Here is a 15,824-nt window from a genome sequence, read left to right on the forward strand (position 1 = left end):
CAACGCCTGAGTCAGCGCAGCCGGGCGAGGTCGAGCTCGTGCTTGCGGCACAGGCGGTAGATCGTTACCCGCGATACCTTCAACCGGCGCGCTGTCTCGCTGATGTTGAAGCCGCTTTCGCGCAGGCAGTTGAGGATCGTCTCCCGTTCGGCCGACTCGCGCGCCGTGTCGAGCGCGCCGTCGCCGGCCGGGCCGGGTGGGTGGCCACACAGGCCCAGCTCCTCCGGAGTGATCAGCTCCCCCTCGGCGATCACCGCTGCGCGCTGGACGCGGTTGATCAACTCGCGCACATGACCCGGCCAGGCAAAACCGAGCATGGCCTGCTGCGCGGAACTGCTGAAGGCGCGAGCGCGGGTCGGGTTCTTGTCCCTGTACGCGTTCAAAAAGTGGCTGGCGAGCAGCAGGATGTCGGCGCCACGCTCGCGCAGGGGCGGCATGTGCAGCCGCAGCACGTTAAGCCGGTAGAACAGGTCGTCGCGGAACTTGCCCGCGGCAACCGCGGCCTCCAGATCGCGGTTGGTTGCCGCCAGCACCCGCACATCGACCGGGATGGATTCGTGGCTGCCGACGCGTTGCACGCTGTGGTCCTGCAACACCCGCAGCAGGTTGGTCTGCGCCTCCAACGGCAGGTCGCCGATCTCATCGAGGAACACGGTGCCGCCGTCGGCGGTTTCAAACAGGCCGGCGCGACGCGCGTTGGCGCCGGTAAACGCCCCGCGTTCGTGGCCGAACAGTTCCGATTGCACCAGGTTGGGTGCCAGTGCGCCGCAGTTGACCGCGGCGAAGCGGGCGCGACGCCGCGCCGAGAGTTCATGCAGGACGCGAGCGGCGACGTCCTTGCCGGTACCGGTGTCGCCGGTGATCAGCACCGGCAGGTCCACCGGGGCGAACTTGCGGATGGTCGCGTGGATGTCCCTCATGGGCGGGCTGGCGCCAATCAGGGAGCCCAGCGCGTGGGCGGGATCCGGGCGTGGCTCGCGCACCAGCCGGCCCAGTGCCTGGATCAGCCGCGGCACGTCGAGCGGTGCGGTCAGGATCGCCGCGCAGTGATCCAGGATGGGGTGACGGGTTGGGGACGGACCGGTGGCCGCCGGAACCACGGCCAGCAGCGAGAGGTAGTCGTGTTCCCGGGCAAGCCGCTCCAGCCGGTCGAGGCAGCCGTGGCTTCCGTCGCGCAGGTCCAGCAGGCCGACCACCGTGTCGCCCGCGCGCAGCCCGATGCCATCATCCGAACGCGCCGCGCGCACCTGCCAGCCGGCGGCGCCCAGTGCCGCGCGTTCGTGACGCTTGGGTTTGCCAAACCAGATTACGCACTGCGTGGAAAGTGCTGGAACAACAGCCATGGGTTCCCCCAAGTTGACGCCTGGGTAAAACGCGGCCGGATCCCCTTACAAACCGACTGCAGTATCCGTCCTGATGCGGTTCGACTTCCCGGTTGGCCCGCGGCATGTCCGCGGTGACTGTTCCGGGTACTGGATTACAACGCCGCGCGGCAGGATTCCCGGACAACGCGGGATCCGACAGCGCATTTTTCGTTGCTGCGGTCGCGCTCAGATCGCGGCTTCAACGTCGTGTTCGCGGTGGTAACGCACGGCTGCCTCCACCTCATTGCGCGAACCCAGGAACACCGGCACGCGCTGGTGCAACCCGGTCGGGGTCACTTCCAGCATGCGCTGGCGGCCGGTGCTGGCCGCCCCGCCGGCCTGCTCGACCAGCATCGCCATCGGGTTGGCCTCGTACATCAGCCGCAGCTTGCCCCCCTTTGCCTCGCACTTGGCATCCAGCGGGTAGCTGAAGATACCGCCGCGGGTCAGCAGGCGGTGCACGTCGGCCACCATACTGGCGACCCAGCGCATGTTGAAGTCCTTGCTGCGCGGTCCGGTCTTGCCCGCCAGCAGGTCGGCCACGTAGGCCTGCATCGGCGGCTGCCAGTGGCGCTGGTTGGACATGTTGACCGCGAACTCCTGCGTCTCCTCCGGGATGCGCATGCCGCGCGTGGTCAGGGTGAAGCTGCCGATCTCGCGGTCCAAGGTGAAGGCGTGGGTGCCGTGGCCGATGGTCAGCACGAGCGTCGTGTTGGGGCCGTAGGTGCAGTAGCCGGCGACCAGCTGCTCGGTGCCCGGCTGCAGGTAGTGCTCATCGGCCGGCTTTGTCACGCCCTCGGGGCAGCGCAGCACCGAGAAGATCGTGCCCACCGAGATGTTAACGTCGATGTTGGAGCTGCCGTCCAGCGGATCGAACAGCAGCAGGTAATTGCCGGCCGGGGAGCCGTCCGGGCTCAGGTCCTGGATCGGCACGCTGTGGTCCATTTCCTCGGACGCCAGACCGGCGAGGTGGCCGCCCCAGGCGTTGGCCTCCATCAGCACGTCGTTGGCGATCACGTCGAGCTTCTTCTGTGCCTCGCCCTGGACGTTGATGCTGGCCTGGCCCGGGGTTCCCGCATCGCCGAGCACGCCGCCCAGCGCGCCCTTGCCGACCTCGATGGAGATGCGCTTGCAGGCGCGGGTCACCACTTCGATCAGCAGACGCAGGTCGGGGCGGATATGGCCCGCGCGCTCCTCCTCGATCAGGAAGCGGGTGAGCGAGTAGGGGCTGGTCGGGCGATTGGGCGTCATCGTGGCGCTCCAGGGCAGTGGCGATGGCGGCATTGTAAGCCGCCGCCTGCGCTCCGGCCCGAAGCTCAGACGTCGCCGTCGTTGAGCCAGCCCTCGCCGGTGCCGCGGTGCAGGACCCGGTCGCTGTCGAGCACGTCGCCGGCCGGAATCGCGTCCATCGCGGCGAGCTTGGTGTAGATCGGCGCGAAGTCCGGTCCGGTCGCGTCCATCAGCTGCTGGAAGCTGTCGATGACGAAGTAGGTCTTCTGGTAGGTGTCGATGCGGTAACGGGTGCGCATGATCCGTTCGAGGTCGAAACCGATCCGGTTGGGCGCATCGCTTTGCAGGCAATGGATCGACTCGCCCTTGGACGACACGATGCCGCTGCCGTAGATGCGCAGGCCGTCCTTTTGCTGGATCAGGCCGAACTCGACCGTGTACCAGTACAGCCGGGTCAGGTTGACCAGGGCGTCGCTGCCGATGCCGTGGGCCTTGACGCCGCCGCGCCCGTAGGCGGCCATGTAGTCGGCGAACACCGGGTTCATCAGCAGCGGGACATGGCCGAACAGGTCGTGGAAGAGGTCGGGCTCGGCGAGGTAGTCGAGCTGGTCCTCGCGGCGGATCCACCAGGTGACCGGGAAACGCCGGTTGGCCAGGTGCTGGAAGAATTCCAGCTCCGGCAGCAGGCCTTCCACACCGATCAGCTCCCAGCCCGTCGCCGCGTGCAGGATCGGGTTGAGGTCGGCGAATTTGGGAATGCGGTCGGCTGTCATCTCCATCGCCCCCAGCGCGGCGATGAACTCGTCGCTGGCCAAGCCCGGCAGGATGGCTTTCTGGCGCTCGAACAGCTGCGCCCAGACCGCGTGATCGGCGTCGGTGTAGCTGTCCCATGGCTGCTCCACGATCGCGGTCGTATAGACCGGCACGTAACCCTTGTCGGTGAGCTGGGATTCGGTGCGGCGGGCGGTTTCCATGGGAGATCCTCGTTGACGGTCGGTGTCAACGACCACAATAGCCGCATCCGCGCGCAAGCGGATTGCGTTGTTGCGCCGCATTGGCTCCTGACAGCACGATAGGTGCGTCAACCGATCGCAGCGAGCAATATCATGCCAAACGTCAGCCTGGACCGAACCGATCTGCAGGTGCTCGGCGAGCTGCAGCGCGCCGGCCGCCAGACCAACGCGGAGCTGGCCGAACGGGTGCGCCTGTCGCCGTCGGCGTGCCTGCGCCGGGTGCAGCGGCTGGAGCGCGAGGGCGTGATCGCCGGCTACCGCGCCGAGGTCGACCCCGAGCGCGTCGGCGTGGGCCTGCAGGCGTTCGTGCGGGTCCAGCTCAGCCGCCACGACAGCGGCGCGATCGAGCGGTTCTCGGTCTTCGTCAACCAGTGGGAGGAGGTGGTCGCCTGCCACGCGCTGACCGGCGACATGGACTACCTGCTGCAGGTGGCCGTGCGCGACCTGGACCACTTCTCGCGCTTTCTGCTGGACCACCTGCTCAACCAGTCCGGCGTGGACGACGTCAATTCCAGTTTCGTGTTGCGCACCGTCAAGGCGTTCCGCGGGATGCCGTTGCCGGCCGGACGACCGTCAGCGTGAGTCGGCGCCTGCGGTGCAATCGGGTGTACGGCGCAGCAGGCTGCCGATGCGCGACTGCTCCTGCGCGCAGCGCTCGGCCTCCGCGGCGGCCTCCTGCGCCGACTTGCGCGCCGCGGCTTCGGCCGCCTGGCGGGCGGCCAGCGTAGCCTCGGCCACGCGCTCCTTATGCATCTTCGCCAGCGCGGCGCGGATCTGCGGCAGCGCCGCCATCGCGGCCTTCTCGCCTTCCAGGATCGCGTTGTTGCGCTGCTCGAAACTGGCCGGCCCGATCTCGTCGACCCGCGGCCGGATGACGATGTCGGCCCGGGCCAGCTCCTGCGCGCCAAGCTTGCGGCCCATGATGGCAATGGACTGGTTGACGTTGCCCAGCAGGCTGCCCGGCGCCTTGCCGCTGGCAATGGTGGAGATGTCCACGGCGATGACAAAGTCGGCGCCCAGCTCGCGCGCGGCATCCACCGGCACCGGACTGACGATGCCACCGTCCACGTAGTGCAGGCCGCCGATGAGCGTCGGCTCGAACACGCCGGGAATGCTGCTGGACGCGCGCACCGCCTGACCGGTGTTGCCGCGCACGAACACGGTGCGCTTGCCGGTCTCCAGCTGGGTGGACACCACTGCGAAGGGCTTGACCATCCTCTCCAGCGTGCGACCGCCGACCAGCTCGTTGACGTAGTCCTGCAGCTTCTGGCCCTTGATCACCCCGCCGGAGAACAGGCTCACGTCGCGGATCTTCGACTCGTCCAGCGCGAAGGCCTGGCGCTGCATCTGGAAGGAATCCATGCCGCTGGCATACAGCGCGCCGACCACGCTGCCCGCGCTGGTGCCGGACACGACGACAGGCTCCATGCCGTTGGCCTCGAGCATCTTGATCACGCCGATGTGGGCGAATCCCTTGGCCGCGCCGCCGCCCAGCGCCACGCCGATCCGCGGCGCAGGAACGCTGACTGGCGCGACCGGCGCGGCGATGGCAGGCGCGGGGTCGGGCCGGGTGTTGCCGCCGCACGCGGCCAGGACGATGCCCGCGCTCAGGGCCAGCCAGTGACGGGGGCGGAACAGGGTTTTCAGCCGCATGGCGAAAGGCACATTGAAGGACGGGACGGCAAGGATAGTGCGCGGCGCTTGAACGCGGTCAGTCCGCTCGCCCGTGTGGCTTATCCTCGGGGCGTGTTCGAACTCCGCCAGGTCTGCAAATCCTACGGTCGCGTCGTCGCGCTGGACGCGGTCGAGCTGTGCATCGCCAGCGGCCGCACCACCGCCCTGATCGGTCCCAGTGGCGCGGGCAAGTCCAGCGTGCTGCGGATGCTGGTCGGGCTGGACTGGCCCGACAGCGGGGAGGTCCGCTTCGATGGCGAGCCGCTGCAGCGCGACCGCCTGCTCCAGCAGCGCCGCCGCATCGGCTACATGATCCAGGAAGGCGGGCTGTTTCCGCACCTCAGCGCGGCGGCCAACATCGGCCTGCTGGCACGGACGGTGGGCTGGTCGACCGCGCGTATTGCGCAGCGCATGGATGAGTTGGCGGCGATGACCCGCTTGCCGGTGGCCGCGTTGCAGCGCTACCCGGCCGAACTGTCGGGCGGTCAGCGCCAGCGGGTCGGGCTGATCCGGGCGCTGATGCTGGACCCCCAGGTGCTGCTGCTGGACGAGCCGCTGGGCGCGCTGGATCCGATCATCCGCCACGAACTGCAGGAGCAGATGCGCGAGCTGTTTGTCGAGCTGGGCAAGACCGTGGTGCTGGTCACCCATGACGTCGCCGAAGCGGCGTTTCTCGCCGACACGCTGGTGCTGCTGCGCGACGGCAGGATCGTCCAGCAGGGCACCGCGCGCGAGTTGCATGACGCCCCCGCCGACCCGTTCGTGACCCGTTTCATGACCGCCCAGCGCAGCCTGGAGCAGAGCCTGTGAGCGCCGCCCAAGTCCGTGTCCGGTCGCGCCCGGGCTGGCTGCTGCTGGCGTTGGTCGTCGCGCTCGCAATCGCCGCGCTGCCGGTTGCGCCGGCTCATGCGCAACCGGTGACCGTGGGTTCCAAGGCCTTTACCGAGTCGGTGATCCTGGCCGAGGTGGCCGCCGGGCTGCCGCACGACGAGGGAGTGACCGTGACCCACCGGGCGCAGCTGGGCGGCACCCGCATCCTCTGGCGGGCGCTGCTCGAGGGCGACATCGACGCCTACCCCGAGTACACCGGCACGCTCGCCGCGGAACTGCTGCAGATGCCGGGCGCCGGCCCTGACCGGGTGCGCGCCGCGCTCGACGAGCGCGGTCTGGGCATGACCGCGTCGCTGGGTTTCAGCAACACCTACGCGCTGGGGATGACCCGCGCCCGTGCCGGAGAGCTGGGCGTGGCCACGGTGTCAGACCTGACAGACCATCCGGAGCTGAAAATCGGCCTGAGCAACGAGTTCATGCAGCGCGCCGACGGCTGGCCGGGCGTGCGCGACGCCTACGGGTTGCCGCAGCGGCCCGACGGCCTCGATCACGACCTGGCGTACCGCGGCCTGGCCAGTGGCGCGCTGGACGTGATCGACCTGTACACCACCGATGCGGAGATTGCGTACTACGACCTGATCGCTCTTGAGGACGATCGCGGCTATTTCCCTGACTACGCCGCGGTGTTCCTCTATCGCAAGGACCTGCAGGCGCGCGCGCCGGAATGGCTGGCGGCGCTGCAAGGCCTGGCCGGGCGCATCGATGCACCGACCATGCAACGGCTCAATGCCGAGGTGAAGCTGGAGGGCGCCAGCGAAGCCAGCGTCGCCGCGGGGTGGCTGGGCGTCGCCGCGCCCGCCGCCGCGTCGCGCGCGCAGCGGATCTGGAAGCGGACCTTGGAACACCTCGGGCTGGTGGGCATCTCCCTGGGACTGGCGCTGATCGTCGCGTTGCCCCTCGGTGTGCTGGCTGCGCGCCGGCCGCGGCTCGGCCAACTGGTACTGACCGTCACCGGCCTGCTGCAGACGCTGCCGTCGCTGGCGGTATTCGTCTTCATGATCCCGCTGTTCGGCATCGGCGCCGGCCCGGCGATTGCCGCGCTGTTCCTCTACAGCCTGCTGCCGATCGTGCGCAACACGCACGCCGGCCTGACCGGCATTCCGCGCGAGCTGCGCGAAACGGCGGCCGCGCTGGGCCTGCCGCCGCGTACCCGCCTGTGGCGGATCGAACTGCCGCTCGCCCTCGGCATGATCCTGGCCGGCATCAAGACCGCCGCCGTCATCAACGTCGGCACCGCCACGCTGGGCGCGCTGATCGGCGCTGGCGGCTATGGGCAACCGATTCTCGCGGGCATCCGCCTGGACGATATCGGCCTGATCCTGGAAGGTGCGGTGCCGGCGGCGGTGCTCGCGCTGGTGGTGCAGGGCGGCTTCGAACTGGTCGAGCGGGGACTGACGCCGCGTGGCCTGCGGCTGGCCGCGCGGCACTGACCGCGCGCCACTGCCCGCCCGCGATCGATCGCACCTGAGTGGGCGGTGCGACCGGTCCCGGACCGCCTAGTCGCGGCGCCGGAACGGCAGGACCACGCCGCGCTCGTCCGCGGGGTCCGGGCGGTGCCACAACACTGGCACATCGTCGGCCGGAGACAGTTCCAGCCCCTCGGGATCGGGATCGGCCGCGTCCGCCTGTGCCAGTTCCTCTTCGATCTCCCAGCTGTATTTCTTGCGCGGCTGGCGCGGGTCCAGTCGCCGCCACAAAAACGCCGCCAGTACGCCGCCCAGCGCCCCGCCCATGTGCGCCTGCCAAGACACGCCGATCTCGCGCGGGAAGATCGTCAGCAGCATGCCGCCGTAGAGGAAGAAGGCGATCATCGCCGCCGCAATCGCCGGCCGGTCGCGTCGCAGCAGGCCGAGGATGAAGACCAGGAACATCAGGCCGTGGGTGATGCCGCTGGCGCCCAGGTGGTAGGAGCCCGCATCGCCCAACAGCCAGGCCCCGGCGCCCGAGCCCAACCACATCAGCGGCAGTGCGCGCAGCGTCGCGCGCGGATACATCCCGCCGGCCAGCGTGCCCAGCATCAGCAGGGAAATCGCGTTGGCGGCCAGGTGCTCGAAGGAGCCGTGCAGCAAGGGCGCACCGAGGATGCCAAGCAACCCCGCCGCCGACCACGGCTGCACCATCCAGTCGCGCAGGTCCACCGCGCCCTGCAGCGAGTGGATCACCAGCAACAGCAGCACCGCGGCCAGGCTCAGGTTGAATGCGCCCATCCAGCGCTTGCGGTCGGCGATGCGCTGCGCCTTGGGATCGAGCGCGAGCGCTTCGGGAATCTTGTCAGGCATTCACCAACTGTGGCGCTGGCGGCCGCGAATACAAGGCGGGCCCCGTAGAATGGCGGCATGAACAACACCATCCCCACCGTCCACCTGAAGAACGCCTGGAAATCCTCCCACCCCTGGATATTCCAGCGCCTGGTCGCCAAGCCGGCGCAGCGTCCGCGTCCCGGCGAGATCGTCGATGTGATTGGCGTGGACGGCGAACTGATCGGTCGCGGCTTCTACAACGGCCACTCGCGCATCGCCCTGCGCATGCTCGACAACGACCCCAACGCGGTGATCGACGCGGACTGGTTCGCGCGCAAGATCGCCGCGGCCGTGTCGCTGCGCCGCGATGTGCTCAAGCTGGACGAGGTCAGCGATGGCTGGCGGGTTTTCCACAGCGAGGGCGACGGCATCTCCGGGCTGGTGATCGATCGCTACGCCGACCTGCTGGTGCTGGAGTTCTTCAGTGCCGGCGCGTTCCGCCACCGCGAATGGATCCAGGCCGCGCTGCGCGAGCAGTTCCCCGGCTGCCGCTTCCACATGTCCGCCGATGTGCACGTGCAGAAGCAGGAAAGCTTCGATTTCCGCGGCACCGAACCGGCCCAGCCGGCGGTCATCACCGAGCACGGGGTGAAGTTCCGCGCCGATCCGGCCGGCGCGCACAAGACCGGATTCTTCGCCGACCAGCGCGACAACCGCCAGTGGTTGAGCCAGCACGTGGCCGGCAAACGGATGCTCGACCTGTGCTGCAACACCGGCGGCTTCGGCGTGTATGCCGCCGTGCGTGGCGCCAGCGAGGTGGTGGGCGTGGACATCGACGCGGACGTGCTGTCCATCGCCAAGGGCAACGCCAAACTCAACCAAGCCGATGTGAAGTTCGTCCAGGCGGACATCTTTCCGTGGCTGCGCGATGCGGCGATCGCCGGCGAGCAGTACGACGTGGTGGTGCTGGACCCGGCCAAGATGACCCGCGACCGGGAGCAGGTGATTCCGGCGCTGAAGAAGTACCTGGACATGAACCGGCTCGCGCTGGGCGTGGTCAAGCCGGGCGGGCTGTTTGCGACGTTCTCATGCACGGGGCTGGTCAGCGAGGACCAGTTCCTGGACATGATCCGGCGGGCGGCGTTTTTTTCCAATCGGACGGTGCAGGTGCTGAAGGTGGCCGGCGCAGGGCCGGATCATCCGTGGCTGGCGCAGGTGCCGGAGTCGCGGTATCTGAAGGCGGCGTTTTGTCGGGTGCTGGACTGAGGCGGTTCCGGGACTCGTATGGATGCCCAGGGGGCGCCGACCGGCAGTCCCGCTCAGTCGCTCCACGAAATTCGCTTTGTGATCGGGACTGCCGGCCGGCGCCTGCAGGCTCGCCTTTCGCAGTGGCCCGCGGTCGCGGCCGGTGAGACCGGCGTCGCTACACTGGAGCGATGGATAGCCAACTGCTCCTCATCTTGTTGCTCGTGGCGACCTTGGTCGTCGCCGGACTGTTGGTGGTGTTGCTGCGCAGGCAGGGTTCACAGGGATCTGGCGCGGAGCTGGGCGCGATGCGCGAGGAGCGTGATCGGCTGGGTGAGGAGTTGCGCGCCGAGCGCGAGGCGGCGCGTGAGCAGGCGGCCGAGAGTGGGCGCCTGCTCGGGCGCTTGGGCGCACTGGAGGGTGCGATTGCCGAGCGCGATCAGGTGATTGATCGTCTGGAGACGGCGCGCGCCGGTTTGCAGGAGGGGCTGGAGACGGAGCGCTTGGCGGCGCGGTCGGCGGGGCAGTCGTTGCAGGAGCGCGAGCAGGCGCTGCTGGCCTCGCGCGAGCGTGAGGGCGCGTTGGCGGCGGAGCTCGCCGAGCTGCGCGACAGCTACCGCCACCTGCAATCCGAGCACGCGGGCGTGTCGGCCAACCTGCAGCACGCCAAGCAGGCCCACACCGAGATGCAAACCTTCCTGGCCGAGGCGCAGACGAAGCTGTCGGGTGCCTTCACCGAGCTGGCGGGCAAGGTGTTCGAGGAGAAGGGGCAGCTGTTCGAGAAGAACGTGCAGCGGGCCTCGTTGCAGTCCAAGGCCGATATCGACGCGTTGCTGAAGCCGTTTGCCGAGCGTATCGGCGAATTTCGCAGCCGGGTCGACACGCTCTACGGCGAGGAGGCCCGGGAGCGGGCGTCATTGCTGGGGGCGGTCACCGAGCTGAAAACCCTCAACCAGGACATGGCGCAGCAGGCGCACGCGCTGACCCGGGCGCTGAAAGGCAGTTCCAAGGTCCGCGGCGACTGGGGCGAGCTGATGCTGGAGAGCGTGTTGCGCGGCTCCGGTCTGGAGGACGGTGTGCATTACGACCGCCAGAAGGGCACGGTCGACGAAGACGGCGCGCGGCTGCACCCGGACATCGTGGTTCGCCTGCCCGACGAGCGCTGTGTGGTCGTTGACAGCAAGGTCAACCTGATCGCCTGGCAGGAGGCGATGAACGCCGACACGCCGGACGAGCAGAACGATGCGCTACGCCGGCACGCCGCCGGCCTGCGTCAGCACATGCGCGAGTTGAGCGAGAAGAACTACCCCAAGGTGCTGGGCGATACCGCGCTGGAGGTGACCATCGCCTTCATCCCGATCGAAGGCGCGCTCTCGGCCGCGCTGGGCACCGACACGGCGCTGCAGACCGACGCGTTCGACCGCCGCGTGGTGTTCGCCTCGCCCAACACGCTGATGGCGCTGCTGCGGGTGGTGGAGCGGCTGTGGACGCGCGACAAGATCCAGCGCGAGGCGATCGCGATCAGCGATACCGGTGGTCTGGTGCTGGATGCGCTGATGGGCTTCCTCGCCGACTTCGACAAGGTCGGCAAGAGCCTGGATGACGCCGACAAGGCATTCAAGAACGCGCGCCGCCGGCTCAGCGAGTCCAGCCAGGCGGTGATCCCGCGGGCCCGGCGACTGGCCGAGCTGGGTGCGCACGGAAGGCGCGCGCTCACCGATGAGCTCAAGCCGGAGGCCGACGGCGGCGCGGCGTCGACCGACGCTCCCGCAAAACAACTCCTCGGTGCTGCGCTGGGGACCGGGAACAGCTGAATTCGCGGGCACTCGCCGCAGCGTCCCGGCGCGCGCCGAGTGCTCCCGACGCGCTGCGGCTGCGCGGCCATCGCCGCACGACTCAGTTGTCGGTGGGCATCACCGGCATCGCCGACGCCGGGACGAGCGGGTTGTCGTCGTCGCGCAGATAGTCAGGCAGCGCATTGTCGGTGTCCTCGCCCATGCGGTCGCCGAGGATCTGGTAATTGCGCCGCTGCATCCACGCATCGCGAACCAGCGCGTAGTCGTCGGAGGCGCCCTCGCGCAGGCTGTCGGTCGCCAGCAACTGGGTGCGCACGTCCACCAGCTGCAGGCCCTGCAGGGGAATCCGGATCTTGTCCTGCTCGACCTGCCGCAGCGGGCTCAGCGGCGCGTCGCCCACCATGCCGAGCACGTCGCGCACGGTGCGCGGGCCGAACAGCGGCAGCTCCACGTAGCGCGAGCGTTCCCAGCCCCACACACCCAGCGTCTGGCCGAAATCCTCGTTGCGCCGGTCCAGCTTGGCGTCGCTGGCAGGATCGAAAATACCGGCGATCCCCAGCGTGGTGTTGAGCACGAACCGGCCCAGCGCCTGCCCGGCCTGCGCCGGCTTGCCCTGCAGCAGCGCATTGAGCGCGGTGACCGGCTGCCCTAGGTTGCTGAAGAAATTGCTCACCCCGAGCCGCACCGGCCGCGGCGCGACGGCGACATAGAACTGGGCCAGCGGGCGGGCGATGGTGCGATCGACCGCGTTGTTGAAGCGGTGCATCGGGCGGTTGTAGCGCTCCCACGGGTCGTACACGCCGGCGATCTGCGCGGCGGCCGGCAAGGTGGGGTCGGCGACCGGGTCGTACACGCCGTAGAGGGCGTCAAAGTCGCGTTCGGCGGCGGTGCGCGCCTGCATCCCAGCCGCGTCCTGATCGGTCGCCGACATCGCTGGCGGCGCATCGATCGACTCGGCAGTGGTGTCACCCGCAGTGGCTTCCGGGGCGCCGGCTGCCTCCGGCTCGGTCACCGCCGGTTCGATTAAGGCAGGCAATTCGGAGCCCGCGTCCGTTGCTGGCTTTGCCGGCACTACCGGCGTTGCCGCGTCATCGAGCACCGGCGGCGCGCTCGCGCAACCAACGCCTGCCACGGCGAGGACCAGGCCCAGCCCAAGCACCAGCGACGGCGCACGGCGATGGCGGTTGCGAAATGAGGTGGGCATCAAGAGCAGTCCATGGCACGTTGGTGGCCGAATGCGGGTGCGGAGGCGACGGTCGCCGACGCGCGCAGGGCCCAATTTAGTTGGCGAAATCCAGCGTGGCGCCCAGCCGGTAGGCGCGGCGCAGTTCCGCCAGGCCGGCCGGCTCGCCCAGCACCTGATCGGCACCGGTACGCGCGGCGAGCTCGGCCAGCAACGCCACGCCCGCACTGTCGACGCGCTCCACCGCGGAGAGGTCCAGCTGGGTGATGCCGTTCGGCCAGGCGGCGCACCGGCCCCACAAGGCGGGTACCGCGTCGCGATCAAGCACGCCGGTAAATACCAGCGCATTGCCGTCACGCTCGACCGAGGCGATGGGGGCAGGTGAGCGCATGCCAGCGGCCGGCGTCACTTGGCGGTCGGCTGCAGCCTGCCCGCTTCCAAGTCGGTCGAGATCTCGTTGATCGACTTGCGCGACAACGGCTCGTCAAACTGGTTGCGGAAGGTCTGCACGAAGCTCACGCCCTCGACCATCACGTCGAACACCTTCCAGTCGTTGCCGACCTTGCGCATCAGGTAATCCACCGGGATCGGGTCGCCGCCCTGGCGGATGAACTCGCTGGAGACCTTGACCATCGCCCCGCCGCGCAGCGGCGTCTCGGACTTGATGCGCACCTTCAGCCGGCTGTTGAAGTCCAGCAGCGAGGAGCCGTAGCGGCCCATCAGGTTGCTGGTGAGTGCCTTGGCGAAACGATTGACGTCCGCGTCGGCGGCGCCGCGGCCGTGGCGGCCGAGCACCAGCTGGGCGGCGTACTTGCTGTCGAACATCTGCTCGAACTCGGCGCTGATGAACTTCTGCAGCGCGGCGCGATCGGCGGTGAACTCGGCGCGGCGCGCGTCCAGCGTGGTCAGCACGCGGGTCGAGTTGTCCAGTACGAGCTTGCTTGGCGAGGCGGTGGCGGTCGTGGCCGCGGCGGTCTGTCCGACGGCAAACGCCAGCACGGGAGCGCCGGCCAGCAGCGCGGCGGAAACCAGAACGGAGATCAGGCGGATTTTCATAGTCATTCCTTGGGGGTGTCGCCGTTGTCCTGCAGGTACGCGGGAAGCTCGGCGGCGCCGTCATCGGCGCTACCCGGGCCATTGTCCGGACCTCCGCTGAACATGTACTTGCCGACCATCTGGATCAGGTCGACCGAGGACTGGGTCAGGAAGATCTGGTCGCCGGCCTTCAACGGCTCGGGATCGCCGCCGGGTTGCAGGCCAATGTAGCTCTCGCCCAGCAGGCCGGAGGTGAGGATGGCGGCGCTGGTGTCGGCGGGCAGGTCGTCGTAGCGCTTGTCGATGGCCAGGGTGACCACCGAATCGAGCTTCACCGGGTCCAGGGTGATGTGGGAGACCCGGCCGATCGCCACGCCGCCGATCTTGACCGGCGCGTTCGCGCGCAGCGGGCCCAGATTGGTGAAGCGGGCGGTGACCTCATAGTCGCTGACACCGAACCAGCCCAACTTGCCGTTGGTGGAACTCATCGCCAGGACCAGCAGGGAGGCCAAGGCCAGCAGCAGGAAGGCGCCGACGGCAAACTCGATACGGGGGCTGCGCATACTCATGGGGTGTCACTCGTGGAAAGTGGGAGTCGATCGGGGATCAGGTGAACAGCAGCGCGGACATCACGAAGTTCAGCATCAGCACCAGCAGCGAGGCATTCACCACCGCCTTGGTGGTCGCCACGGAGGTGCCCTCGATGGTCGGCTCGGCGTGGAAGCCGACGTAGGCCGCGACCAGCGCCGCCACCGCGCCGAACACGGCGGACTTGACCATCGCCATGCCGAAGTCGTCGACCAGGTCGACGCTGTCGCGCAGCACCTGCCAGAAAATACCCGAATCCACGCCGATGACGTGGACCGCCTCCAGATAGCTCGCGCTGATCGCCAGGCTGCAGAAGAAGCCCGTCAGCAGCGGCACGCACAGCACGGCGGCCCAGAAGCGCGGCGCCACCGCCTTGCCGACCGGGTCGATCCCCATCAGGCCCAGCGCGGTGATCTGGTCGGTGGCCCGCATCAGGCCCAGCTCCGCGGCAATCGAAGATCCGGCGCGGCCGATGAACAGCAACGCCGTCAGCACCGGTCCCAGCTCGCGATAGATGCCCAGCCCAAGGATCATGCTGACCTGGGTGCTGGCGCCGTAGGTGTCCAGCGCGCGGTAGGCCAGCAGCGTCAGCGACAGGCCGACGAAGGCGCCGCCAACGACGATGATCGGCAGCGAGCGCGCACCGATCTTGTAGATCTCCCGGACCAGCTCGCGGAACAGGTCGCGGCTGGGGACCGAAGCGCGCAGCACCGAGAGGGTGAACAGCCCGGCGCGACCGACCGCGCGGACCGCCTCTGCCAGCGCCATCAGGCGGCCGCCTCTGCGGTGGCGGTGCGCGGCCGCGCATCGAACGCGATCGGGCCGTCCGGGTTGCCGTCCAGGAACTGGCGCACCAGCGGATCGGTGCTGGCCTGCAACTGGGTCGGCGTGCCGGAAAACACGATCGTGCGGTTGGCGATCATGATCGCGTGGTCGCAGATCGGCAGCGTCTCGCGGACGTGATGGGAGACCAGGATGCTGGTCAGCCCCAGGCTGTCGTTGAGCCGGCGCACCAGCTCCATCACCACCCCGGCAGCGATCGGATCCAGGCCGGTCAGCGGCTCGTCGTAGATCATCAGCGGCGGATCCATGGCCAGCGCGCGGGCCAGCGCGACACGGCGCGCCATGCCGCCGGACAACTCGCGCGGATACGCATCGGCGGCCGCGACCAGGCCGACGGCGTGCAGCTTCATCCGCACCAGGCGTTCGATCACCGGCCGCGGCAAGGCCGTGTGGGTGTGCAGCGGCAGGGCGACGTTCTCGGCCACGGTCAGGTCGGTCAGCAGGCCATTGCCCTGCAGCAGCACGCCGATGCCCTTGCGCATCTCGAACAGCGCGCGCGAACGCCGCGGAATCGGCTGGCCGAAGATCTCCACCGTTCCGGCCGCCGCCGGCAGCTCGCCGGTCAGTGCGGCCAGGAGCGTCGACTTGCCGCTGCCGGACGGGCCAAACACCGTCAGCACCTGGCCGCGCGGCACGCTGAGGTTGATGTCCTGCAACACCGTGCGGCGGCCGCGATCAAGGCGCAGGCCGGCAAGGCGGACGATGGGCGTGGAATCGATCAT

16 protein-coding genes are annotated in these 15,824 nt (G+C 68.9%); 5 read left to right on the forward strand and 11 right to left on the reverse strand.

What is annotated here, in order from left to right:
• Window positions 1-11: 11 nt before the first annotated feature.
• From INQ40_RS00120 to phhA, 3 genes are all read right to left on the reverse strand, one after another.
• Window positions 12-1,343 carry a sigma-54 dependent transcriptional regulator gene (locus tag INQ40_RS00120; RefSeq protein ID WP_194340781.1) on the reverse strand — a complete coding sequence of 444 codons (1,332 nt, stop codon included), beginning with the start codon at window positions 1,341-1,343 and terminating at the stop codon, window positions 12-14.
• Window positions 1,344-1,550: 207 nt separating this feature from the next.
• Window positions 1,551-2,615 carry a class 1 fructose-bisphosphatase gene (locus INQ40_RS00125; RefSeq protein ID WP_194340782.1) on the reverse strand — a complete coding sequence of 355 codons (1,065 nt, stop codon included), beginning with the start codon at window positions 2,613-2,615 and terminating at the stop codon, window positions 1,551-1,553.
• 65 nt (window positions 2,616-2,680) lie between these two features.
• On the reverse strand, window positions 2,681-3,568 hold the full coding sequence (gene phhA, locus INQ40_RS00130; RefSeq protein WP_193985187.1) for a phenylalanine 4-monooxygenase: 888 nt from the start codon (window positions 3,566-3,568) through the stop codon (window positions 2,681-2,683).
• A 132-nt stretch (window positions 3,569-3,700) separates the two neighbouring features.
• On the opposite strand from phhA, the gene INQ40_RS00135 reads away from it, so the two are divergent.
• Window positions 3,701-4,189 (forward strand): Lrp/AsnC family transcriptional regulator, encoded by a 489-nt coding sequence (locus INQ40_RS00135; protein ID WP_194340783.1) that lies wholly within the window; start codon window positions 3,701-3,703, stop codon window positions 4,187-4,189.
• Here the strand turns inward: INQ40_RS00135 and INQ40_RS00140 are convergent.
• Window positions 4,181-5,260, reverse strand: a complete 1,080-nt coding sequence (locus INQ40_RS00140) for a patatin-like phospholipase family protein (RefSeq protein WP_194340784.1) — start codon at window positions 5,258-5,260, stop codon at window positions 4,181-4,183. The two genes, INQ40_RS00135 and INQ40_RS00140, sit on opposite strands and share 9 nt — an antisense overlap.
• Window positions 5,261-5,353: 93 nt before the next feature.
• On the opposite strand from INQ40_RS00140, the gene INQ40_RS00145 reads away from it, so the two are divergent.
• Both INQ40_RS00145 and INQ40_RS00150 read left to right on the forward strand, forming a co-directional pair.
• Complete coding sequence (locus INQ40_RS00145) at window positions 5,354-6,091, forward strand: ATP-binding cassette domain-containing protein (RefSeq protein WP_194340785.1); 738 nt, start codon at window positions 5,354-5,356, stop codon at window positions 6,089-6,091.
• Window positions 6,092-6,141: 50 nt separating this feature from the next.
• On the forward strand, window positions 6,142-7,602 hold the full coding sequence (locus INQ40_RS00150) for a glycine betaine ABC transporter substrate-binding protein (RefSeq protein WP_228482220.1): 1,461 nt from the start codon (window positions 6,142-6,144) through the stop codon (window positions 7,600-7,602).
• A gap of 66 nt (window positions 7,603-7,668) precedes the next feature.
• Here the strand turns inward: INQ40_RS00150 and INQ40_RS00155 are convergent, their stop codons facing one another.
• Complete coding sequence (locus INQ40_RS00155; RefSeq protein WP_194340786.1) at window positions 7,669-8,451, reverse strand: rhomboid family intramembrane serine protease; 783 nt, start codon at window positions 8,449-8,451, stop codon at window positions 7,669-7,671.
• A 57-nt stretch (window positions 8,452-8,508) separates the two neighbouring features.
• Between INQ40_RS00155 and INQ40_RS00160 the strand changes: the two genes are divergently transcribed.
• Together INQ40_RS00160 and rmuC are read left to right on the forward strand one after the other, a co-directional pair.
• The gene (locus tag INQ40_RS00160) at window positions 8,509-9,678 is read left to right on the forward strand and encodes a class I SAM-dependent rRNA methyltransferase (protein ID WP_194340787.1); all 1,170 of its coding nucleotides are present in this window, start codon (window positions 8,509-8,511) and stop codon (window positions 9,676-9,678) included.
• 170 nt (window positions 9,679-9,848) lie between these two features.
• Complete coding sequence (rmuC, locus tag INQ40_RS00165; RefSeq protein WP_194340788.1) at window positions 9,849-11,471, forward strand: DNA recombination protein RmuC; 1,623 nt, start codon at window positions 9,849-9,851, stop codon at window positions 11,469-11,471.
• Between the two features lie 82 nt (window positions 11,472-11,553).
• Here the strand turns inward: rmuC and INQ40_RS00170 are convergent, their stop codons facing one another.
• The 6 genes from INQ40_RS00170 to INQ40_RS00195 all read right to left on the reverse strand — a co-directional run bounded on the left by INQ40_RS00170 (window position 11,554) and on the right by INQ40_RS00195 (window position 15,824).
• A complete protein-coding gene (locus INQ40_RS00170; RefSeq protein WP_194340789.1) occupies window positions 11,554-12,657 on the reverse strand; it encodes an MlaA family lipoprotein in 1,104 nt (367 codons plus the stop codon).
• Between the two features lie 76 nt (window positions 12,658-12,733).
• Window positions 12,734-13,027, reverse strand: a complete 294-nt coding sequence (locus tag INQ40_RS00175; protein ID WP_194340790.1) for an STAS domain-containing protein — start codon at window positions 13,025-13,027, stop codon at window positions 12,734-12,736.
• A 14-nt stretch (window positions 13,028-13,041) separates the two neighbouring features.
• Window positions 13,042-13,692 (reverse strand): ABC transporter substrate-binding protein, encoded by a 651-nt coding sequence (locus tag INQ40_RS00180; protein WP_194340791.1) that lies wholly within the window; start codon window positions 13,690-13,692, stop codon window positions 13,042-13,044.
• Window positions 13,693-13,694: 2 nt separating this feature from the next.
• On the reverse strand, window positions 13,695-14,240 hold the full coding sequence (gene mlaD, locus INQ40_RS00185; protein ID WP_194340792.1) for an outer membrane lipid asymmetry maintenance protein MlaD: 546 nt from the start codon (window positions 14,238-14,240) through the stop codon (window positions 13,695-13,697).
• A gap of 37 nt (window positions 14,241-14,277) precedes the next feature.
• Window positions 14,278-15,027 (reverse strand): MlaE family lipid ABC transporter permease subunit, encoded by a 750-nt coding sequence (locus INQ40_RS00190; protein WP_194340793.1) that lies wholly within the window; start codon window positions 15,025-15,027, stop codon window positions 14,278-14,280.
• Complete coding sequence (locus INQ40_RS00195; protein ID WP_194342320.1) at window positions 15,027-15,824, reverse strand: ATP-binding cassette domain-containing protein; 798 nt, start codon at window positions 15,822-15,824, stop codon at window positions 15,027-15,029. Before INQ40_RS00195 ends, INQ40_RS00190 begins: the two co-directional genes overlap by 1 nt.

The sequence above is a fragment of the Lysobacter sp. H21R4 genome (genome assembly GCF_015277535.1).
Lineage (GTDB): Bacteria > Pseudomonadota > Gammaproteobacteria > Xanthomonadales > Xanthomonadaceae > Novilysobacter > Novilysobacter ciconiae.